Origin of the sequence: Variovorax paradoxus (assembly GCF_030815855.1) — a bacterium.
Lineage (GTDB): Bacteria > Pseudomonadota > Gammaproteobacteria > Burkholderiales > Burkholderiaceae_C > Variovorax > Variovorax paradoxus_M.
Window position 1 is genome coordinate 2,227,986 of the sequence record NZ_JAUSXG010000001.1, and the last position, 20,337, is coordinate 2,248,322.

At 66.1% G+C, this 20,337-nt stretch carries 16 protein-coding genes; 8 read left to right on the forward strand and 8 right to left on the reverse strand.

Going from position 1 to position 20,337, the window contains the following annotated elements:
* Positions 1-4: 4 nt before the first annotated feature.
* From QFZ42_RS10445 to QFZ42_RS10460, 4 genes are all read right to left on the reverse strand, one after another.
* Positions 5-697 (reverse strand): mobilization protein, encoded by a 693-nt coding sequence (locus tag QFZ42_RS10445; RefSeq protein WP_307700883.1) that lies wholly within the window; start codon positions 695-697, stop codon positions 5-7.
* A gap of 70 nt (positions 698-767) precedes the next feature.
* On the reverse strand, positions 768-2,066 hold the full coding sequence (locus QFZ42_RS10450; protein ID WP_307700884.1) for a type II toxin-antitoxin system HipA family toxin: 1,299 nt from the start codon (positions 2,064-2,066) through the stop codon (positions 768-770).
* Positions 2,063-2,380 (reverse strand): helix-turn-helix domain-containing protein, encoded by a 318-nt coding sequence (locus QFZ42_RS10455; protein ID WP_307700885.1) that lies wholly within the window; start codon positions 2,378-2,380, stop codon positions 2,063-2,065. Before QFZ42_RS10455 ends, QFZ42_RS10450 begins: the two co-directional genes overlap by 4 nt.
* Positions 2,381-2,439: 59 nt before the next feature.
* Positions 2,440-3,198 (reverse strand): hypothetical protein, encoded by a 759-nt coding sequence (locus tag QFZ42_RS10460; RefSeq protein ID WP_307700886.1) that lies wholly within the window; start codon positions 3,196-3,198, stop codon positions 2,440-2,442.
* A 113-nt stretch (positions 3,199-3,311) separates the two neighbouring features.
* Here QFZ42_RS10460 and smc point away from each other — a divergent pair, with 113 nt between their 5' ends.
* The 5 genes from smc (at position 3,312) to def (ending at position 11,218) form a co-directional block, all read left to right on the forward strand.
* Positions 3,312-6,827: a chromosome segregation protein SMC gene (smc, locus tag QFZ42_RS10465; RefSeq protein WP_307700887.1), complete on the forward strand. Its 3,516-nt coding sequence runs from the start codon at positions 3,312-3,314 to the stop codon at positions 6,825-6,827.
* 12 nt (positions 6,828-6,839) lie between these two features.
* Positions 6,840-7,946 carry a cell division protein ZipA C-terminal FtsZ-binding domain-containing protein gene (locus QFZ42_RS10470; protein ID WP_307700888.1) on the forward strand — a complete coding sequence of 369 codons (1,107 nt, stop codon included), beginning with the start codon at positions 6,840-6,842 and terminating at the stop codon, positions 7,944-7,946.
* A 22-nt stretch (positions 7,947-7,968) separates the two neighbouring features.
* A complete protein-coding gene (ligA, locus tag QFZ42_RS10475; protein ID WP_307700889.1) occupies positions 7,969-10,059 on the forward strand; it encodes an NAD-dependent DNA ligase LigA in 2,091 nt (696 codons plus the stop codon).
* A 101-nt stretch (positions 10,060-10,160) separates the two neighbouring features.
* On the forward strand, positions 10,161-10,613 hold the full coding sequence (locus tag QFZ42_RS10480; protein WP_307700890.1) for a hypothetical protein: 453 nt from the start codon (positions 10,161-10,163) through the stop codon (positions 10,611-10,613).
* 65 nt (positions 10,614-10,678) lie between these two features.
* Positions 10,679-11,218: a peptide deformylase gene (def, locus tag QFZ42_RS10485; RefSeq protein ID WP_307700891.1), complete on the forward strand. Its 540-nt coding sequence runs from the start codon at positions 10,679-10,681 to the stop codon at positions 11,216-11,218.
* A gap of 41 nt (positions 11,219-11,259) precedes the next feature.
* Here def and QFZ42_RS10490 read toward each other — a convergent pair whose 3' ends face one another.
* A complete protein-coding gene (locus QFZ42_RS10490; protein ID WP_307700892.1) occupies positions 11,260-11,655 on the reverse strand; it encodes a DoxX family protein in 396 nt (131 codons plus the stop codon).
* Positions 11,656-11,828: 173 nt separating this feature from the next.
* Here QFZ42_RS10490 and QFZ42_RS10495 point away from each other — a divergent pair, with 173 nt between their 5' ends.
* Genes QFZ42_RS10495 through QFZ42_RS10505 form a run of 3 tightly spaced genes read left to right on the forward strand, consistent with a single transcriptional unit; the run spans position 11,829 to position 14,913 of the window.
* Entirely contained in the window at positions 11,829-12,863 is a 1,035-nt protein-coding gene (locus QFZ42_RS10495) for an amino acid ABC transporter substrate-binding protein (RefSeq protein ID WP_307700893.1), read from the forward strand.
* Positions 12,860-13,858 (forward strand): amino acid ABC transporter permease, encoded by a 999-nt coding sequence (locus QFZ42_RS10500; protein ID WP_307700894.1) that lies wholly within the window; start codon positions 12,860-12,862, stop codon positions 13,856-13,858. The genes QFZ42_RS10495 and QFZ42_RS10500 overlap by 4 nt, the downstream gene beginning before the upstream one ends.
* Entirely contained in the window at positions 13,855-14,913 is a 1,059-nt protein-coding gene (locus QFZ42_RS10505; protein WP_307700895.1) for an amino acid ABC transporter permease, read from the forward strand. Before QFZ42_RS10500 ends, QFZ42_RS10505 begins: the two co-directional genes overlap by 4 nt.
* A gap of 22 nt (positions 14,914-14,935) precedes the next feature.
* Here QFZ42_RS10505 and pgm read toward each other — a convergent pair whose 3' ends face one another.
* The 3 genes from pgm to map form a co-directional block, all read right to left on the reverse strand.
* Positions 14,936-16,591, reverse strand: coding sequence for a phosphoglucomutase (alpha-D-glucose-1,6-bisphosphate-dependent) (pgm, locus tag QFZ42_RS10510; protein ID WP_307700896.1), 1,656 nt, complete (start codon positions 16,589-16,591; stop codon positions 14,936-14,938).
* An 84-nt stretch (positions 16,592-16,675) separates the two neighbouring features.
* Positions 16,676-19,282: a [protein-PII] uridylyltransferase gene (locus QFZ42_RS10515; protein ID WP_307700897.1), complete on the reverse strand. Its 2,607-nt coding sequence runs from the start codon at positions 19,280-19,282 to the stop codon at positions 16,676-16,678.
* A gap of 34 nt (positions 19,283-19,316) precedes the next feature.
* On the reverse strand, positions 19,317-20,141 hold the full coding sequence (gene map, locus QFZ42_RS10520; protein WP_307700898.1) for a type I methionyl aminopeptidase: 825 nt from the start codon (positions 20,139-20,141) through the stop codon (positions 19,317-19,319).
* Between the last annotated feature and the right edge of the window lie 196 nt (positions 20,142-20,337).

Genomic DNA, 20,337 nt, shown 5'->3' on the forward strand with positions numbered 1-20,337 from the left:
AAGGTTACAGCGGCAGGGTGTCGAAGGCCGCGTAGGCCGTAGCCAGCCAGGACTTCACGCGCTGGCGCTCCAGGATGCCGAGCGCGTGCGGCCCTTCGCGGTCGTTCACGGCCTTCCAGAAGCTGGTGTTCTGCGCATCGATCTTGCGCATGCTCGCCTCGTGCAGGCGCGGCAGCGTGATCACGCGGGCGCCGTTCGCGGTTGCCTTCGAGAGCGACTGCGATGCGAGCAGCATGCCGAAGTCGCTGCCACGGCCGTAGTTCTGCACCACGATGTAGTTGGGCCGGTTGCCGAAGGTGTCGATCAGCGTGCCGAGCAGGTCGGTGGAGTCTTTGCCGTCGTCCAGCACATGCCAGAAGTTGACGGCCACGCCCAGTTCGACGAACACGTCGAACAGATCGGATTCCTTGATCCAGCGCGACAGCGGCGCCAGCGTCTGGGCCGCGAGGTCGACGATGACGCTTTGCTGCGGGTTGGTTTCGAAACCGTTCACCACGGTGTCGAGCCCCTCGAAGCTGTCGACCACGATGGGCGATGCAAAGCCTTCGTAGAAGCGGGTGAACGAGCTGTGCGAGCGGTCGGTGTCGAAGCCTGTGAAAGGCCGGCTGTGGTCGATGAAGTATTGCGCCAGCACGCGCGCCGTGACCGACTTGCCGACACCGCCTTTTTCGCCGCCGATGAAATTGATGGAGCTCATGAGTTGCTGCTGCCTCGAAAGGGTTGAGGGGTGAAGGGCTGAATCATTCTAGGGGTGCGTTTTCTTATTCTCATTTGCCGCGCCTGGCCATGCCTTGCAGCAAGGGATGTGCCTGCAAGCGCTGCTGCAGCCGCTTTTTCCACGGCGCGGGCAGCGTCGATGCGTCGATCATGGCCGGCCATTGGCTGCGCGCGAGCCGCACGGTCTCTGCGATGACGCGCCGCACCAGCGGTTCGTGCACGCCGGTCGAGAAGCAGAAGGCGCGCACGTTGGCGGGCGTGAACAAGGCTGTGCGTTTGGCCGCGGCGCTGCCAGCGGTTGCCGGCAGAAGAGGGAGCGCGTGGCCTTCGACGCCATGAATCGCGGCATACGCGACGATGTCGTAGGCTGGTGCCAGCCTTGGCGCAATGCCGTCGAGATAGAGCACACCGAAATTCTTCAGGTGCGCATCGGGGTTGCCGAGCAGGTCGTTCACCGCGAGGCGCCGCACGAGTTCGAGCACGGCCTCTTCGCCCAGCGAAGGGAAGGCGCGCATGGCCAGCGCCATGTCGAGGTAGCTGGCGCTGTATTTGTGCATCGGGTCGACCGCGAGCACCTGTGCGAAATCTTCGAAATGAATGCGGCGCGCGCCTTCGCGGTCGAAGCGCGTCACGGCCAGAAATTCGGGCTCGTCGGGCAATGCATAGCTGTGCTCGGCCGCAATGGCGGAGAGCGGTGCCAGCTCGGCGTGGCAGACCTCGACGCCGGCCGCGCCGGCCAGGCGAAGCGAGAGCATTTCGAGTTGCGGCATGTGAGGACGACCGGCCATGGGCAGCTTGGCGATCACGCGCGTGCTTGCTCCGGCACGCGTGCGGGCCACGTAGCGGCCGCCCTGGCGGCGCAGGCCGAGCTTGGGCTGCACACCCGACACCGAAATGCCCTGCGGCATGGGCAGTTCGACCACCGACATCTCGAGCGCGTCCTGATCCTGGGTGATGAGCCGCTGCAGCGTTCCGCGGTCGACCGAGACCGGCCGGGCGCTCACCGCGCCGGGCAGGTCGCCGCCGCAGGCCGCGAGGAGTTCGAAATGATCGTTCTCACGGCAGCCGCGCAATTGGGCGATGTGGCTTCGCAAGACGCCTTCAGGCAAAAGGTTCTGGAAGAAGCGCGGCAGCTGGCCGCCCTGGGCGTTGAAAAGCGGGTTCTTCACGTCGCTCCACAGGGCCGCCTGCGCGGCGGGATCGCTCGCCACCATGGAAAGCGACAGCACCTCCGCGGGCGGCGCGGCGACCAGTTCGGGCTCCGCCACGAACCGGCACAGGTCCGCGAACTGAAAGAGCTTGCCGAAACGGCGCGTGCCCAGCGAGATCTCGAGGATCTTGACGTTCATGGCGAGCGGCGCTTGCTGGTGTACGGCGGCGGGGAGGGTGCTTGCGCGACCGCATGGCCCACGCGGGTGGCAACGGGGCGGTAATCAGGATCGGTGGCCGCGCTTTCGCCAAAGCCCTTGGGCGCAAGCTGCAGTTCGAGGCCGATGGCATCGACCAGCGCCAGCAGCGACGAAAGCTGCGGGTTGCCCTTCAGGCTCAGCGCATTGCGCACCGAACGCTCGGTCAGGCCGGAGCGCTGTGCAATTTCCGCATTGGAAAGGCCGGCAGCATCGCGCCGGGCCGTGAGGGCGGTGATGAGTTCCTGTTTGGTCACGGAAACATATTACCGCAAAGCGCTATTTGGGAAATTTATTTCCTCGAAGCGACCATTGCCTATCTGGGTATCAGGGTGAAGAAGGGCATGACCACGCCCATGACCCAGTTCTGCCCGAAATCGAGCGCAGCGCGCCGGTATTTTTCGTCGGCCTGGGCTGCCAGCAGGTCGAGCCGGGCCACCACCTTCGACAACTCGCGGTCGGCCACGAGGTTGCGGCCGCGCTCGCTGATTTCGGTCGCCAGCAACAGGGGCTGGCCGTCCGGACCGGTCTTCGACGAGATCAGCCAGAGCGATATTTCAAAGTTGCGCGCCGCCCGGTAGCTGTTCTCGGCGTTGACGCCGTCGAGCATCGTCTGGTCCCAGGTGTCGCCGTTGGCCTGCTTGAGCATCGAAGCCCAGCCGACAACCAGCGCGGCAACCCGGTCGCCTTGGTAGCCCTGGGGGCTGGCGTCGAACGCCAGGCGGATTGCATCAATGCCGGTGGCGCCGCGCAACTCGGGCAAGGCGGGGCCGGTCAGCACCGCATCCCAGGTGCGCTGGATGGCCGCGTCGATGCTTGCCGCGGATTTGCGCCATTCGCGCGGGTTGCGCCGGTACAGCGTGGTTTGCACGCGCCGGATCGATTGCAGGTTGTCGCGCAGGGAAAGGTTGGCAATGCGGTTGGCGCTGGATTGCAGCCATTCCTGGTTGGCATAAGGTTCGGCGCGTTCGGTGGAACGCACGGCCGCGCAACCGCCGAGGCCCAGCAGGGAAGCCGCTCCGGCCAGCAGGTAACCGCGGCGCGCGGTGAAGGGTAAAACCAGGGATTCGCTCATGCCCTGACGTTATCATCCACGGCTGGGGCGGCGGCCTGCTTCAAGCGGCAGGCCCGTGCAATTTTCCTTACAAATCAATACCTTGGCGCTATGCCAAGGCAGGCCGACAAGTCGTGCGTCTCAATTCCATCAAGCTTTCAGGCTTCAAGTCGTTCGCCGAACCGACCAACTTCCTGCTGCCCGGCCAACTGGTCGGCGTTGTCGGGCCCAACGGTTGTGGCAAGTCGAACATCATGGATGCGGTGCGCTGGGTGCTGGGCGAATCGCGCGCGTCGGAGCTGCGCGGCGAGTCGATGCAGGACGTGATCTTCAACGGCACGACCACGCGCAAGCAGGCCAGCCGTTCGAGCGTGGAACTGGTGTTCGACAACGCCGACCACCGCGCGGGCGGCCAGTGGAACCAGTTCGGCGAAATTGCCGTGCGGCGCGTGCTCACGCGCGACGGCACCAGCAGCTACTACATCAACAACCAGCCGGTGCGCCGCCGCGACGTGCAGGACGTGTTCCTGGGCACGGGCCTCGGACCGCGCGCCTACGCCATCATCGGGCAGGGCACGATCAGCCGGATCATCGAATCCAAGCCCGAGGAACTGCGCTTGTTCCTCGAAGAGGCGGCGGGCGTCTCGAAGTACAAGGAGCGCCGGCGCGAAACCGAGAACCGCTTGGGCGACACGCGGGAGAACCTCACGCGCGTCGAAGACATTCTTCGCGAACTGAACGCGAACCTCGAAAAGCTCGAGAAGCAGGCCGAGGTGGCCGCGCGCTACAACACGCTGCAGGGCGACGCGACGAAGAAGCAGCACCAGCTGTGGTTCCTGAAGCGCAGCGAAAGCGACGCCGACCAGGCCAAGATCAAGACCGACTCCGAAAAGGCGATCAACGACCTCGAGTCGCGCACGGCCGACCTGCGCCACATCGAAGCCGAACTCGAAACCGTGCGGCAAGCCCACTACGCGGCCGGCGACCAGGTCAACCAGGCCCAGGGCAAGCTCTACGAAGCCAGCGCCGAGGTCGGCCGGCTCGAAGGCGAGATCCGTTTCGTGGTCGAAGGACGCCAGCGCGTGGAGCAGCGGCTCGTTCAATTGCGCGAGCAGATGGGCCAATGGGGCCGCCGCCGCGAAGAAGCCGAGGCAGAAATCGAAACCCTGGCCGGCCAGGGCGTCGATGCCGAAGAGCAGGCCGTCATGCTGGCCGCGCAACTCGAAGAGCACGACGCGCGCATGCCCGAACTGGAAGAAGCGCAGCAGCGCGCCCAGGACGAAGCCAATGCGCAGCGGGCCGCCGTGGTGCAGATTCAGCAGCAGATCCAGGTGCTGGCCGCCGACCAGCGCAACATCGAAGACCAGAGCCGGCAGCTCACGCAGCGCGGCGAACGCCTGCGTGCCGATCAGAACGCGCTGGCCGCACCCGACGAAGCGCGACTGCAGTCGATGCAGGAAGAGCATGCGGCCGCTCAGGACGCCGCCAGCGAAGCCGACGCCCGCCTGCACGAACTGCAGGAATCGGTGCCGCAGCTCGACGACGACCGCCGGACAAAGCAGCAGGCCGTCAATACCGAGAGCGCCCGGCACGCCGAGCTTTCGGCGCGGCTCGAAGCGCTGCGCGCCTTGCAGGAAAAGGTCAAGACCGACGGCAAGCTCGCGCCCTGGCTCGCCAAGCACGGCCTCGAAGGCATGCAGGGCCTGTGGAGCCGCATTCATATCGAGCAGGGCTGGGAAAACGCGCTCGAATCGGCGCTGCGCGAGCGCCTGGGGGCGCTCGAAGTCAGCCGGCTCGACATGGTGCGCGCCTTCGGCAACGACGCGCCGCCTGCCAAGCTGGCGTTCTACAGCCCGCCTGCGGCCGGGGTTTCGCAAGACACCGGCACGCTGCCCCGCCTGTCGAGCCTGCTGCGCCTGAACGATGCGGGCTTGCAAGCCCTGCTGACCGATTGGCTCCACGGCTGCTACACGGCCCAGAGTTTCGAAGAAGCCCTTGCGCAGCGCGCAACACTGAAGCCGGGCGAAGTCATCTACGTGCAGAGCGGCCATGCCGTGTTCTCGCACAGCGTGAATTTCTACGCCCCCGATTCCGAGCAGGCCGGCCTGTTGGCGCGCCAGCAGGAAATGGAAAACCTCGAGCGCCAATTGCGCGCCCAGACGCTCATCAGCGAAGAAGCGCGCACCGCGCTGGTCCGTGCCGAGGCGGCCTACGCCGACGCCGCGCAGCGCCTTGTGGCGGCACGCCGCGAAGCGGCGGAGACGCAATCCCGCGCGCATGAATTGCAGGTCGAAACGCTGCGCATGACGCAGTTGGCCGAGCAGACCCGCGCGCGCAGCGAGCAATTGGCCGGCGACCTGGCCGAGGTCGATGCGCAGCTCGAGGAACTGCAGGAAAAGCGCATGGCCGCCGAAGGCCGCTTCGAAGAGCTCGACATGCAGCTTGCCGACAGCCAGGAGCGCCACGCGCAGCTCGACGAACGCGTGATCGAGGCCGGCCGTGCATTGACCGCCAGCCGCGAGCAGCACCGCAGCCTCGAGCGGCAGGCGCAGGAAGCCACGTTCTCGCAGCGCACGCTCGAAGCCCGTCGCGGCGAGTTGAACCGGGCCATCGAAACCGCGTCGCAGCAGGTGGTGGCGTTGACCGACGAAGACGAGCGCGCCAGAACCGAGCTTGGCCGCTTGTCCGATGCCGCAGCCCAAGCCGGGCTGCAGGATGCATTGGCACTCAAGCTCGAACGCGAAACCGCCCTGGGCGCGGCGCGCAGCCAATACGACGACCTCACGCTGAAGCTGCGCGCCAGCGACGAGCGCCGCTTGCAGCTCGAGCGCGAGCTCGATCCGCTGCGCCAGCGCATCACCGAATTCCAGCTCAAGGAACAGGCCGCACGCTTGGGCGTCGAGCAGTACCAGCAGCTGCTCGACGATGCCGGTGCCGACCTCGAGGCCATTGCCCAGTCGATCGAAACCGACAAGGTGCGCCTCACGGGCCTGCAAAGCGAAATCGACCGCCTGAACCGCGAAGTGGTCGCACTGGGCGCCGTCAATCTGGCCGCGCTCGACGAACTCGCCATCGCCAGCGAGCGCAAGACTTTTCTCGATGCGCAGTCGGCCGACCTGAACGAGGCCATCGGCACGCTCGAAGATGCCATCCGCAAGATCGACGGCGAAACGCGCGAACTTCTTGGCGGCACGTTCAAGATCGTCAACGAGCACTTCAGCCGCATGTTCCCCGAGCTCTTCGGTGGCGGCAATGCGCGGCTCGTGATGACGGGCGACGAAATCCTCGACGCGGGCGTGCAGGTGCTGGCGCAACCGCCCGGCAAGAAGAACCAGACCATTCACCTGCTTTCGGGCGGCGAGAAGGCGCTCACCGCCATCGCGCTGGTGTTCGCGATCTTCCAGCTCAACCCTGCGCCTTTCTGTCTGCTCGACGAGGTCGACGCGCCGCTGGACGACGCCAACACCGAACGCTATGCCAAACTCGTGACCGCCATGAGCCGCGAAACCCAGTTCCTCTTCATCAGCCACAACAAGATCGCCATGGAAATGGCCGAACAGCTGATCGGCGTCACCATGCAGGAGCAGGGCGTCTCGCGCATCGTCGCGGTCGACATGGAAGCGGCCGCCTCCATGGTCGAAGCTGCGTAAGCCGAGCAGCGCATGAGCAATCTCACTCTCGCCCTGGCCATCCTCGGCGGCCTCGTTCTCGCGGCCGTCGTGGCCTACAACACCGTCACCTCGCGCCGCAATGCGCCGCGGCAGCCCGATGCGGCCGGCGGCGATTTTTCGAATGCCGACCGTTCGCCGTCTTCCTTGGCCGACGGTGCGGAGCCGATGCTGCACGTCGACCCGCATCAGACGGCGCCGGGCCATGAACGCCACGAGCCCCTGTTCGATCCCGATCTGCCGGCGCCCGGCGCCAGTCCATTGCCGACCGCCGAACGGCGCGGCGGGCTCGATCCGCTCATCGACGTGATTGCACCGGTCTCGCTGGACGGGCTGGCCTCGGGCGACGCGGCGATTGCGGCCATGCCGTCGACCCGCCGCGCGGGCAGCAAGCCCGTGGCCATCGAAGGCTTGAACGAGCACACCGGCCAGTGGGAGCCGCCTGTGCCGGGCCAGCGCTACAGCGCGTTCCAGGTGGGCGTGCAACTGGCCAACCGCACCGGCGCGCTCAACGAGATCGAGTATTCCGAGTTCGTCGTGAAGGCGCAGGCTTTTGCGGATGCCGTCAACGGCGCGCTCGAATTTCCCGAGATGCTCGACGAAGTGGCGCGCGCCCGCGAACTCGACCAGTTCGCCAGCGCGCACGATGCCCAGCTGGGCTTTGTGCTGCGCGCGCTGCACGCGGCCTGGAGCCCCGGCTACGTGCAGCAGAACGCGGCCCGGCTGGGCTTCGTGGCCGGCATCATTCCGGGCCGCATGGTGCTGCCGACCAGCGAAGCGGGACTGCCGCCGATCCTCGGGCTCTCGTTCGACACCCAGGCGGCGCTGGCCGACGATCCCGCGCAATCGGCCATCCGTGAACTCAGCCTGAGCCTGGACGTGCCGCAGGTCGATCGCGCCGAGCAGCCGTTCAGCCGCATGCGCGAAGCCGCCGCCACGCTGGCGCGCGAGATGGACGGCGTGGTGACCGACAGCGACGGACAGCTGCTGCGCGAAGAAACCATGGATGTGATCGGCGCCGACCTCGAGCAGCTCTACGACACGCTCGAATCGCGCGACCTGGCCGCCGGTTCGCCGCTGGCGCGTCGCCTCTTCAGCTAGTCCGATTTCTTCGGGAGACACCATGACAACGCGCGACGAAGCGGCACGCGAAGCCGCCGCACTGAGCGAACTGCTCCACAAGCACTCCCATCTCTATTACGTGCTCGACGCGCCGGAGCTGCCTGACGCCGAGTACGACAAGCTGTTTCAGCGGCTGCAGGCCATAGAGGCCGAGTTCCCCGATCTCCGCACGCCCGATTCACCCACGCAGCGCGTGGGCGGCAAAGTGCTCGACGGCTTCGTCAAGGTGCGCCACAAGGTGCCGATGCTGTCGATCCGCACCGAGACCGACATCACGCCCGGCGGCGCCAGCGCCTTCGACGCGCGCGTGCGCAAGGAGCTCGGCCTGGCCGAAGACGGGCCGCAAGTCGAGTACGTCTGCGAGCTCAAGTTCGACGGCTTGGCCATGAATCTGCGCTACGAGAACGGCGTGCTGGTGCAGGCCGCCACGCGCGGCGACGGTGAGGTGGGGGAAGAGGTCACGCAGAACATCCGCACGGTGCGCGATATTCCGCTGCGGCTCAAAGGCAAGGCGCCGCCCGTGGTCGAAGTGCGCGGCGAGGTCTACATGAAGCGGGCAGACTTCGACGCACTCAACGAGCGCCAGCGCGAGAAGATCGCGGCCGGCCAGAAGAACGAGAAGGTGTTCGTCAACCCGCGCAATGCAGCGGCCGGCGCGGTGCGCCAACTCGACCCGGCGATTGCCGCGGCGCGCCCGCTGAGCTTTTTTGCCTACGGCCTCGGCGAGGTCACGCCGGCGAGCGAAGGCGGACCCGACTTTCCGACCCAGTTCGATTGGCTGCAGCAGTTCCACGCGTGGGGATTTCCGGTTGCCACGCAAACTGCGCGCGCAAAGGGCGCGATCGAGTTGATCGCTTTCCACGAGAACATCGGTCGCCAGCGCGACGCCTTGCCCTACGACATCGACGGCGTGGTCTACAAGGTCGACAGCATCGAGTTGCAGCGGCAGCTCGGTTTCGTTTCGCGCGAGCCGCGCTGGGCGGTGGCGCACAAGTACCCTGCGCAGGAGCAATTCACCGAGGTGCTCGGCATCGAGGTGCAGGTGGGCCGCACCGGCAAGCTCACGCCGGTGGCCAAGCTTGCGCCGGTGTTTGTCGGCGGCGTCACCGTGACCAACGCCACGCTGCACAACGAAGACGAAGCCCGCCGCAAGGATGTGCGCGTGGGCGACAAGGTCATCGTGCGCCGCGCCGGCGACGTGATTCCCGAAGTGGTCGGCGTGGTGCCCGAGAGCCTGGCCAAGCCCGACACCGAGCGCGGGCCGCTGTTCACCATGCCACGCCAGTGTCCCGTCTGCGGATCGGAAGCGCTGCGCGAAGAAGACGAGGTGGACTACCGCTGCACCGGCGGGCTGTTCTGCGCGGCGCAGCGCAAGGAAGCCATCCTGCACTTTGCAGCGCGGCGCGCGGTCGAAGTCGACGGCCTGGGCGACAAGCTGGTCGAGCAATTGGTCGATGCGAATCTGATCCGCACCTTGCCCGACCTCTACAAGCTCGGCTTCACCACCTTGGCGGGCCTGGACCGCATGGCCGAGAAGTCGGCCAAGAACCTCGTCGATGCGCTCGAAGCGTCGAAGAAAACCACGCTGCCGCGCTTCCTGTTCGGGCTTGGCATCCGGCATGTGGGCGAAAGCACCGCAAAAGACCTGGCCAAGCACTTCGGCAAGCTCGACGCGATCATGGATGCGACCGAAGAGCAACTGCTCGAGGTCAACGACGTCGGCCCCGTGGTCGCGCAAAGCCTGCGCACCTTCTTCGACCAGCCGCACAACCGCGAAGTGGTCGAGCAGTTGCGAGCCTGCGGGCTGACCTGGGAGGAGGGCGAGCCCGCCGCTCGGGCGCCCAAGCCTCTGGCGGGGCTGACCTTCGTGATCACCGGCACCCTTCCTACGCTGAGCAGGGACGAAGCAAAGGACAAACTGGAAGCAGCTGGCGCCAAGGTGGCCGGCTCGGTCAGCAAGAAGACGAGCTACCTGGTTGCGGGCGAGGAAGCCGGCAGCAAGCTCGAGAAGGCGCGCGAGATCGGCGTGAGCGTGATCGACGAGGCGGGTATGCTGGAGATACTCGCCAGCGGAGTGCCGGCTGAAGAGTGAAAACGCAGCGTTCTTACCGCCAGTTACGCCACTTCACACCAGCGCAGTCAACAGGGACTACAAGCTGACGTTGAAGACAGAAGGCTGACAAGGAGTCCCTTATGCAGAAAATTCGTGTTCTCGGTACCTGCGTCGCCATCGGCGGCTTCGCGCTGCTCGGCGGCTGCGTGGCTGTTCCTGGCGACCCCTACTACAGCGGGGGCTACTCTCAGCCGTATTACGACAACCCGGTGGTCGTTCAGCCAGCGCCCGTCTACATCGAGGGCGGCGGCTACTACGAAGGGCGCCGTCCCTACTACGGTGGTCGGCCTTATTACGGTGACCGGCCCTACTACGGGCGGCCGGGTTATCCGGCGGTGCGCCCCGGTTACCCGGTGGCGCCCGTGCGTCCGGGCTGGGGCGGTGGGCGGCCATCAGGTGGCGGCGCGATCGTGCCGCCGACCGGGAACACGGGCGTGTCGCCCTTGCCGCAGTACCGCACGCCGCCACCGACCGCTCGCCAACGGCTCTACACGTCGCCCGACTCCAAGTCACCCTCGCAAACGCCTCCCTGATCGCTGGTGATCGCGGTGTGGGCCGGAGGCGAACAGCACCACTCGGCTGTCGCGATAATCCCGCCATGGCCATTCGCGAAATCCTGAAAATGGGCGACCCCCGGTTGCTGCGCATCGCGCAGCCGGTGGCCGCCTTTGACACCGACGAACTGCACCTGCTGGTGCGCGACATGTTCGAGACGATGCTTGCGGTCAACGGGGCCGGTCTGGCCGCGCCGCAGATCGGCGTCGACCAGCAGCTCGTCATCTTCGGCACCGATGCCGTCAACCCCCGCTACCCCGACGCGCCGCCCGTGCCGCGCACCGTGCTGCTGAATCCCGTCATCACCCCGATCGGCGACGAGGAAGAAGAGGGTTGGGAAGGGTGCCTGTCGGTGCCGGGACTGCGCGGCGTGGTGCCGCGCTTCTCTAGCATCCGCTATACCGGCTTCGACCCGTACGGCGACCCGATCGACCGCACGGCGAGCGGCTTTCATGCGCGCGTGGTGCAGCACGAAGTCGATCACCTGCTGGGCAAGCTTTACCCGATGCGGGTGCGCGATTTCTCACGCTTCGGCTACACCGACGTCCTGTTTCCAGGGCTCGATGCCAACGACGACGACTGAAAAGTAAGAACGGCCGGTTCGTCACCGGCCGCATGCTTTCTTCAGTTGTATTTGCCGCCGAGGCCGAAGCGGCCGCCGCCGAAGAGCGCGATTGCAATCGCCGAGAACAGGAACATGCCCTGCAGTTCCAGCGCCCAGCCGCCTTGGCCATTGAGCCCGCCCAGATCTTTCTGGTGCACGAGCCAGATCGCCACCACCATGTTGAGCGCAACGATCAGCGCGGCCGGACGCGTGAGCAGCCCGACGATCAGCAGCACGGGAGCGAGGATCTCGCCGACGTAGACCAGGTATGCCATGGCGGCCGGCAAGCCATGGGATGCCAACATGCCGCCGATGCCATCGACCCCCTTGCCGACCTTCGCGATGCCGTGCAAAAGGATGAGGATGCCGAGCGCAACGCGCAGAACGAGCTTGCCGGTGTCATCGGATTTGGTCATGAACAGATTCCTGGTGAAAGTGATTGAAGGGCCATATGTTAGTGAATGTGCCGTGGACAAGAAAAGCCCGGACCTGGGCCGATCAGGCATATGCATTCCACCGTCCGTTCTTTGGCAGAGTGGCGCGCCGCCCCGTACACTGCCTTTTGCTTGTTGTTGAGGAGAACACACCAATGAAGAACCGATTCCGCCCCGCGCTGGCCGTTGCCGCATCCGTTGTCGCTTTTGCGGCCGCCGCTCCGGCCATCGCCGGCAAAACGCTGGATGCCGTCAAGCAGCGCGGCACCGTGAAATGCGGCGTGACGAACGGCGTGGCCGGCTTTTCCGCACCCGATACGCAGGGCAACTGGTCGGGCCTGGACGTCGACACCTGCCGCGCCATTGCGGCCGCCGTGCTGGGCGACGCGAAAAAAGTCGACTTCGTGCCGCTCAATTCGCAGCAGCGTTTCTCGGCCCTGCAGGCCGGCGAAATCGACATCCTCGCGCGCAACACCACCTGGACGCTGACGCGCGACGCCTCGCTGGGCTTCAACTTCACCACCATCACCTACTACGACGGCCAAGGTTTCCTGGTGCCGAAGAAGCTCAAGGTGACGAGCGCCAAGCAGCTCAAGAACGCGACCATCTGCACGCAGTCGGGCACCACCAACGAAAAGAACGTGTCCGACTACTTCCGTGCGCAGAACATTCCGGTCAAGACGGTGGTGTTCGAAAGCTTCGAAGCCTCGTTCAAGGCCTTCTTCTCGGGCCGGTGCCAGGCTTTCACCACCGACGCTTCGGCGCTTGCGGGCCTGCGCAACAAGGAAGCACCCAACCCAGACGACTACGTCATCCTGCCCGAGTTGATCTCCAAGGAGCCGCTCGCACCGCTGGTGCGCCGCGGCGACGACGAATGGTTTGCCATTGCCAAGTGGGTGCCCAATGCGCTCATCGAGGCCGAGGAGTTCGGTGTCACCCAAGCCAACGCTGACGAGCTCAAGGCCAACAGCAAGGACCCGGCGCAACAGCGCCTGGTCGGCACCGGCGAAGACCTGGGCAAGCTGCTGGGCCTCGACAAGGAGTGGTCGTTCCGCGCCATCAAGGCCGTGGGCAACTACGGCGAGATGTTCGAGCGCAACGTCGGGCCGAAATCGGTGCTCAAGCTGCCGCGCGGCTCGAACAACCTCTGGAACAAGGGCGGCCTGATCTACGCACCACCGGTTCGATGAGCCGGGAAGCCTCGCGCCGCGGCGCCTGGCTGGCCTGGGTCGTCCAGGCGCTGCTGGTGCTGGCCGTTCTGGCCGGCGCCGCCTGGGTGGTGAACCATGCGCTCGAAGTCCTGCGCTCACGCGGCGTTCGGTCGGGCTTCGACTTTCTGACCGAGCCCGCGGGCTTCTCCATCAGCGAAGGCTGGATCGATTTCGACGCCAGCCAGCCGTTCTGGCGCGCCTTCCTCGCGGGCTTGGTCAACACGGTGCGCGCCTCGGTGCCCGCCGCCATCTTCTCGGTCGTGCTCGGCACCCTGATCGGCATTGGCCGGCTCGCGCCGCATGTGCTGCTGCGCGGCATCTGCACGGCGTATGTCGAATTGCTGCGTAACGTGCCGCTGCTCGTGCAGTTGTTGATGCTGGCCTTTGCCATTGCCAACCTGCTGCCCGATCCGACCGAACCCGTGCGGCTGCTGCCGGGCGTGTGGCTCAGCAAGGGCGGGCTGAGCGTGCCCTGGCCGGTTTCGGTTGAGGGCGGCTGGTGGCCCACGCACTTCGAATGGCCCGAGAAGGGCGACTTCGGCGTGAGCGGCGGCGCGGCGCTGAGCCCCGAGTACGTGACCATCGTCGCGGGCCTGTCTTTCTATTCGGCGGCGTTCGTCGCCGAGATCGTGCGGGCCGGCATCCTCTCGGTGTCACAGGGGCAGGTGCTGGCCGGGCAGGCGCTGGGGTTGACCTCGGTACAGCAATTGCGCATCGTGATCCTGCCGCAGGCGCTGCGGGTGATCGTGCCTTCGCTCACCAACCAGTTGCTGAGCCTCGTCAAGAATTCATCGCTCGCGGTGGCCGTGGGCTACCCGGAACTGGTGTCGGTGGCCAACACCACCATCGGCTCGAACGGCCGCGCCTTCGAATGCATCGCGATCATCATGGCGGTGTACCTGCTGCTGTCGCTCTTGATCTCCTTCGGCATGAACCGCTACAACGCGCGCGTTGCGCTCCGGGGGTGGCGATGAGAAACGTCGCCCAAGGGCCCATTGCGTGGCGCAGCGAACTCTGGGGTTCGCCGCTGCGGGTGCTTGCCACGGTACTGTTGCTCGTGCTGCTCGCGTGGGGCGGTTTCCATGTTGTCGACTGGGGCGTGCTGCATGCGGTGTTCCGGCCCGATGCCGAAGCCTGCCGCGCGGTGCAGCACGGCGCCTGCTGGGGCGTGGTGGCCGAGAAGTGGCGGCCGATGCTGTTCGGCCGCTTCCCCTATGAAGAGCAATGGCGTCCGGCCATTGCGGTGGTCGTGCTGTCTGCCGTCACGGTGCTGAGCGCCTGGCCGCGCAGCTGGCGCTGGTGGCTGGTGCCGCTCTGGATCGCGGCGCTGCTGTTGTTCGTGCTGCTGATGCGCGGCGGCGTCGCCGGGCTCAGCCATGTGCCGACCAGCCGCTGGGGCGGCTTGCCGCTCACCATCGGCTTGGCGGTGGTGGGCCTGGCGCTGGCGTTTCCGCTCGCGCTGCTGCTCGCACTCGGCCGCCGCTCGGGCTGGCCGGTGGTCCGCACGCTCAGCGCAAGCTACATCGAACTGGTGCGCGGCGTGCCGCTGATCTCGGTGCTGTTCATGGCCTCTTTCCTGCTGCCGCTGCTGTGGCCGGCGGGCTGGCAACCCGACGTGCTGGTGCGCGTGCTCGCGGGACTCGCGTTGTTCGTTGCGGCGTACCTGGCCGAGATCATCCGCGGCGGCCTGCAGGCCGTTCCGCGCGGGCAGACCGAGGTGGCGATGGCGCTGGGCTTCGGGCGCTGGCCCGTGCAGCGCGACATCGTGCTGCCGCAGGCGTTGCGGCTCGTGGTGCCGGCGCTGACCAACAGCGTGGTCGGTACGCTCAAGGACACTTCGCTGGTCACGGTGGTCGGGCTGTTCGAGTTGACGGGCGCTCTGGGCCTGGCGCTAGGCGGCGATCCGACCTGGCGGCCGTTCTATCTCGAGGGCTACCTCTTCATCGCGGCGGTGTACTGGGTGCTGTGCTTCGGGCTCTCGCGCTACAGCGTGTGGCTGGAGCGGCGGCTGGGAGAGGGTGCACGCTGAATCGGCCGCCCCCCGGTTTCGATCAGCTCGCCGTCAGCGCCTTGTCCACCAGCTGCTGCGCCTCTTCGAGGATGCGCCCCAGGTGCTCCGCACCCTTGAAGCTCTCGCCGTAGATCTTGTAGATGTTCTCGGTGCCCGAGGGCCGTGCGGCGAACCAGCCGTTGGTGGTGACGACCTTCACACCGCCGATGGCTGCGCCGTTTCCCGGTGCATGGCTCAGCACGGCCTCGATCTTGTCGCCCGCCAGTTCGGTCGAGCTGACCTGCTGCGGCGACAGGTTCGACAGCTTCTTCTTCTGCTCGACTGTTGCTGCCGCATCCACGCGGTCGGACACCGGCAGTCCCAGCGCCTGCGTCAATTCCGCATAGCGCTCGCCCGGGTCGCGCCCGGTGCGTGCGGCGATCTCGGCCGAGAGCAGCGCGGGCACCATGCCGTCCTTGTCCGTGGTCCATGCCGAGCCGTCCAGCCGCAGGAAGGCCGCGCCTGCGCTTTCTTCGCCGCCGAAGCCGAGCGATCCGTCGACGAGGCCATCGACAAACCACTTGAAGCCCACCGGCACCTCGTACAGCTTGCGGCTGAGCTGGGCCGTGACGCGGTCGATCATCTGGCTGCTCACCACTGTCTTGCCCACGGCCGCCTGCGCCGGCCATTGCGGCCGGTGCGTGTAGAGGTAGTCGATCATCACCGCGAGGTAGCTGTTCGGCTGCATCAGGCCCGAACTGCGTGCGACCACGCCATGGCGGTCGTGGTCGGTGTCGCAGGCAAAGGCGATGCCGAAGCGGTCTCTCAGCGCGATCAGCTGGTGCATCGCGTCGGGCGACGACGGGTCCATGCGGATGCGGCCGTCCCAGTCGAGAGACATGAAGCGGAAGGTCGGGTCGACCTCCTGGTTCAGCACGGTGAGGCGCTTGAGCTTGTACCGCTCGGCGATGGCTGGCCAGTAGTGCACGCCGGCGCCACCCAACGGGTCGACACCGAGGTCGATCTCCACGCCGCGGATGGCATCCATGTCGAGGACTTGGGCCAGATCTTCGATGTAGGTGTTGAGGTAGTCGTGCCGGTGCGTGGTCGAAGCGCGCAGCGCCTGCGCGAGCGGCATGCGCTTCACGCCTTCGAGCCCGTTTGCCAGCATCTTGTTGGCCGCAGCCTCGACCGCGGAGGTGATGTCGGTGCCCGCCGGGCCGCCGTTGGGCGGGTTGTACTTGAAGCCGCCGCTTTCGGGCGGATTGTGCGAAGGCGTGATCACGATGCCGTCGGCCAGCCCCGTGGTGCGGCCGCGGTTGTAGACCAGGATGGCATGCGAGACGGCAGGCGTCGGCGTGTACTCGTCGTCCTTCGACAGCATCAGCTCGACGCCGTTGGCGGCCAGCACTTCGACCGCGCTGTTGAATGCGGGCGTGGAGAGCGCATGCGTATCGATGCCCAGGAAGAGCGGACCGTCGATGCCTTTTTGCTTGCGGTAGTCGGCAATCGCTTGGCTGATGGCCAGCACATGCCATTCGTTGAACGCGTCGTCGAACGAGGAGCCGCGGTGCCCCGATGTTCCGAAGGCCACGCGCTGGGCGGGCACCGACGGATCGGGCCGGCCCGTGTAGTAGGCCGAGATGAGGCGCGGGACGTTGACGAGGAGGTCCAGCGGTGCGGGCTGGCCCGCGAGAGGATGGGTCTTTTGGCTCATGTCGAGTGTTGCCGATCGAGTTGAATCAAGTCGGCAACATCATGCCGCAGGATGCGCCTGCGAACGAAACAAGCGGAAAGCGCCTCAGGAGGCCAGAGCGTCCATCAGTTCGGTCTCGATGGCCAGCTGCGTCTTCTGCCCTTGCAGCTCAGGGCCGCTGATCAGGAACGTGTCTTCCACGCGCTCGCCCAGGGTCGTGACCTTGGCGAGTTGCAGATTCAGGTGATGCCGTGCGAGCACGCGTGCTACCGAATACAGCAGCCCCGCACGGTCGCTGGCCGAGATGTTGAGCAGCCAGCGCTGCGCCTTGTCGTCGGGCAACAGGCTGATGCGCGGCTTGATCGGGAAGCTGCGCACGCGGCGCGACACCCGTCCCACGCTGGGTGGAGGCAGAGGGCCGGCTTCGGTCAGCGTTTGTCCAAGGCCGGACTCGACCATGCTGATGAGATCGCGGTAGTGGTCGGGCAGGAAAGTAGTTACAACCTGGAAGGTGTCGAGCCCGTAGCCGTTGCTCGTGGTGTGTACTTTTGCGTCAAGGATGCTGAACGACGACTGGTCGAAATAGCCGCAGATGCGCGCGAACAGGTCGGGCTGGTCCGGCGTGTAGACCACCACCTGCAGCCCTTCGCCCACCGGCGAAAGACGCGCCCGCACGATGGGCGGCGCCTTGGGGTCGACGGGTACGTTGGATGGCGGCACGAAGCGCGAGAGCTGCTTGGCATGCCACGCGATCTCGGCCGCGTCGTGGCGCATGAAGTAGCCGACATCGAGCGTGTCCCACAGCGCCTTGTGCGCTTCGAAGCGCTGCGCGTGCAACGCGAGCTGCACCAGTGCCTCGCGCTTGCGCGATTCGACCTCGGCGTCCGGGTCGGGCATGCGGCCACCGAGCGCGCGCAGGGTGTAGCGGTACAGGTCTTCGAGCAGCTTGCCCTTCCAGGCATTCCAGACGCGCGGCGAGGTGCCGCGGATGTCGGCGATGGTCAGCAGATAAAGGGCGGTGAGGTAGCGCTCGTTGCCCACGCGCTTGGCGAAGGCGCCGATCACCTCGGGATCGCTCAGGTCTTGCTTTTGCGCCACCTGGCTCATCACCAGGTGTTCGGCCACGAGGAATTCGATCAGCTTGGAGTCTTCGCGCGCGATGCCGTGCTGCTTGCAGAAGCGCTGCACGTCGCGTGCGCCGAGCGTGGAGTGGTCGCCGCCGCGGCCTTTGGCAATGTCGTGGAACAGCGCCGCCACGTAGAGAATCCAGGGCTTGTCCCAGCCGGCCGCAAGCTGCGAGCAGAACGGGTATTCATGCGCATGCTCGGCGATGAAGAAGCGCCGCACGTTGCGCAGCACCATCAAGATGTGCTGGTCCACCGTGTACACGTGGAACAGATCGTGCTGCATCTGGCCCACGATGCTGCGGAACACCCGCAGGTAGCGCCCCAGCACCGAGGTCTGGTTCATCAGCCGGAAGGCATGCGTGATGCCGTAGGGCTGCAGCAGGATGCGCATGAAGGTCTCGTGATTGACCGGATCGTTGCGGAACTTGCTGTCCATCACGTGGCGCGCGTTGTAGAGCGCGCGCAGCGTGCGCGCCGACAGGCCCTTCACGCCGATGGTCTTCTGGTAGAGCAGGAAGGTCTCGAGAATGGCGTGCGGCTCGCGCTCGTAGAGGTCGTCGCTCGCAATCTCGATCAGCCCCGCGCGCTCGTAGAAGCGCTCGTTGACGGGCGTGTGTTGCTCGTCCATCGGCTGCAGGCGCTCCGCGATGTTGAGCAGCAAGATCTGATTCAACTGGGACACCGCCTTGGCCGCCCAGTAGTAGCGCCGCATCAGCGCCTCGCTCGACTTGCGCTGGGACTCGCTCTCGTAGCCGAAGCTCGCGGCCACGGCGGTCTGCAGGTCGAACACCAGGCGGTCTTCGCGCCGGTTGGCAATCACGTGCAGCCGCGCGCGGATCAGCGAGAGCAGGGCCTCGTTGCGCTTGATCTGCTGCGCCTCGAAAGAAGTGGCCAGGCCGTTCTTGGCAAGGTCGTCCCAGCGGCTGCCGAATCCGGCCGCCTTGGTCATCCAGAGAATGGTCTGCAGGTCGCGCAGGCCGCCCGGCGACTCCTTGCAATTGGGTTCGAGCGCGTAGGGGGTGTTGTCGTACTTCTGGTGGCGGTGCCGCATTTCCTGCGACTTGGCCATGAAGAAAGCCTGCGGATCGATGGCCCGGGCAAAGCGGCGGCGAAAAGCCACGAAGAGCTTCTTGTTGCCGGTGATCAACCGCGATTCGAGCAGCGATGTCTGGACGGTCACGTCCTTCTCGGCTTCGGCCAGGCACTCCTCGACCGTGCGCACGCTGGAGCCGATTTCAAGGCCCGCGTCCCAGCAGTGGCCGATGAAGGCCTCGATGCGAGCCGGGTCGATTTCGCTGGCGTGGCCTTCGGGCGGCAGCAGCAACAGCACGTCGACGTCGGAATACGGAAACAGCTCGCCGCGGCCGAAGCCGCCCACGGCCGCCAGCGCGAGCGAATCGCCGAAATCGGCTTCGCGCCACAGCGCGCACAGCGTCTGGTCGGCCAGCGCCGACAGCTGGCGCAGCACCGTGTGCACGCTGCGCGTGGGCGCGCGTGCAAGCCGCAGGGTGTCGAACAGCGCGAGCTTCTTTGCGCGATAGGCTTCGCGCAGCGTGGCGACATCGATCTTGGCGGGTTCGATCACGGCTTTGTCCGGGGCCGTGCGCCGCTCGCGCGGCTCACGTTTTCGTGGAGGTGACGAACGAGGGCAGGGGCGGGCTGCCTTCCGACAGCGTGAGCACTTCGTAGCCCGTTTCGGTGACCAGCACCGTGTGCTCCCATTGCGCCGAGAGCGAATGGTCGCGGGTGACGATGGTCCAGCCGTCGTACTGGCCGCCCTTGAAGTCTTCCTTCACCTCGCGCTTGCCGGCGTTGATCATCGGCTCGATGGTGAAGATCATGCCGGGCTTGAGTTCTTCCAGCGTGCCCGGGCGGCCGTAGTGCAGCACCTGCGGTTCTTCGTGAAAGCGCTGGCCCACGCCATGGCCGCAAAACTCGCGCACGATCGAATAGCCCTGGCCCTCGGCGAATTTCTGGATGGCATGGCCGATGTCGCCCAGGTGGGCCCCCGGGCGCACCTGCAGAATGCCGTGCCACATGGCTTCGAAGGTGACGCTGCACAGGCGCTTGGCCGCAATGGAGGCATCGCCGATGATGTACATGCGGCTGTTGTCGCCGAACCAGCCGTCTTTGACGACGGTCACGTCGACGTTCATGATGTCGCCCTTTTTCAAGGGCTTGTCATTGGGAATGCCGTGGCAGACCACGTGGTTCACCGAGGTGCAGAGCGACTTCGGAAAGGGCACGCTGCTGGCGCCCATGTAGCCCACGGTGGCCGAGGTGGTGCCCTGCTTGACCATGTACTCGGCGGCCAGCCGGTCGACGTCGTTCGTGGTGATGCCCGGCTTGATGAAGGGCGTGAGGTAGTCCAGCACCTCGGAGGCCAGACGGCAGGCGACGCGCATGGCTTCGATGCCTGCCGCGTCTTTGTAGGTAATGCTCATCCCGGAATTATCCCATCCAGCAGATGAACCTGCCCCGGTGCGGCGCACTTCGTGTCCCTGCCGCCTCCTTGTGGAATGGCGAACTCGGGGCGGCCCTGCATTGGCCTAAAATTCCGGGTTAACGCGGATGGCCCCAGTCAGCGACCATCCGCCCTCGATTTCTTGATTTCCAACGCGGCCCCCGAGGCCCATCGAC

What these genes read in the sequence shown, in the direction of transcription:
- QFZ42_RS10480 (WP_307700890.1), top strand. Translation starts at nt 10,161, where the DNA reads ATGCAGAAAATTCGTGTTCTCGGTACCTGCGTCGCCATCGGCGGCTTC.
- pgm (WP_307700896.1), bottom strand. Translation starts at nt 16,591, where the DNA reads ATGAGCCAAAAGACCCATCCTCTCGCGGGCCAGCCCGCACCGCTGGAC.
- map (WP_307700898.1), bottom strand. Translation starts at nt 20,141, where the DNA reads ATGAGCATTACCTACAAAGACGCGGCAGGCATCGAAGCCATGCGCGTC.
- def (WP_307700891.1), top strand. Translation starts at nt 10,679, where the DNA reads ATGGCCATTCGCGAAATCCTGAAAATGGGCGACCCCCGGTTGCTGCGC.
- QFZ42_RS10470 (WP_307700888.1), top strand. Translation starts at nt 6,840, where the DNA reads ATGAGCAATCTCACTCTCGCCCTGGCCATCCTCGGCGGCCTCGTTCTC.
- QFZ42_RS10495 (WP_307700893.1), top strand. Translation starts at nt 11,829, where the DNA reads ATGAAGAACCGATTCCGCCCCGCGCTGGCCGTTGCCGCATCCGTTGTC.
- ligA (WP_307700889.1), top strand. Translation starts at nt 7,969, where the DNA reads ATGACAACGCGCGACGAAGCGGCACGCGAAGCCGCCGCACTGAGCGAA.
- QFZ42_RS10460 (WP_307700886.1), bottom strand. Translation starts at nt 3,198, where the DNA reads ATGAGCGAATCCCTGGTTTTACCCTTCACCGCGCGCCGCGGTTACCTG.
- QFZ42_RS10450 (WP_307700884.1), bottom strand. Translation starts at nt 2,066, where the DNA reads ATGAACGTCAAGATCCTCGAGATCTCGCTGGGCACGCGCCGTTTCGGC.
- QFZ42_RS10505 (WP_307700895.1), top strand. Translation starts at nt 13,855, where the DNA reads ATGAGAAACGTCGCCCAAGGGCCCATTGCGTGGCGCAGCGAACTCTGG.
- QFZ42_RS10500 (WP_307700894.1), top strand. Translation starts at nt 12,860, where the DNA reads ATGAGCCGGGAAGCCTCGCGCCGCGGCGCCTGGCTGGCCTGGGTCGTC.
- QFZ42_RS10445 (WP_307700883.1), bottom strand. Translation starts at nt 697, where the DNA reads ATGAGCTCCATCAATTTCATCGGCGGCGAAAAAGGCGGTGTCGGCAAG.
- QFZ42_RS10490 (WP_307700892.1), bottom strand. Translation starts at nt 11,655, where the DNA reads ATGACCAAATCCGATGACACCGGCAAGCTCGTTCTGCGCGTTGCGCTC.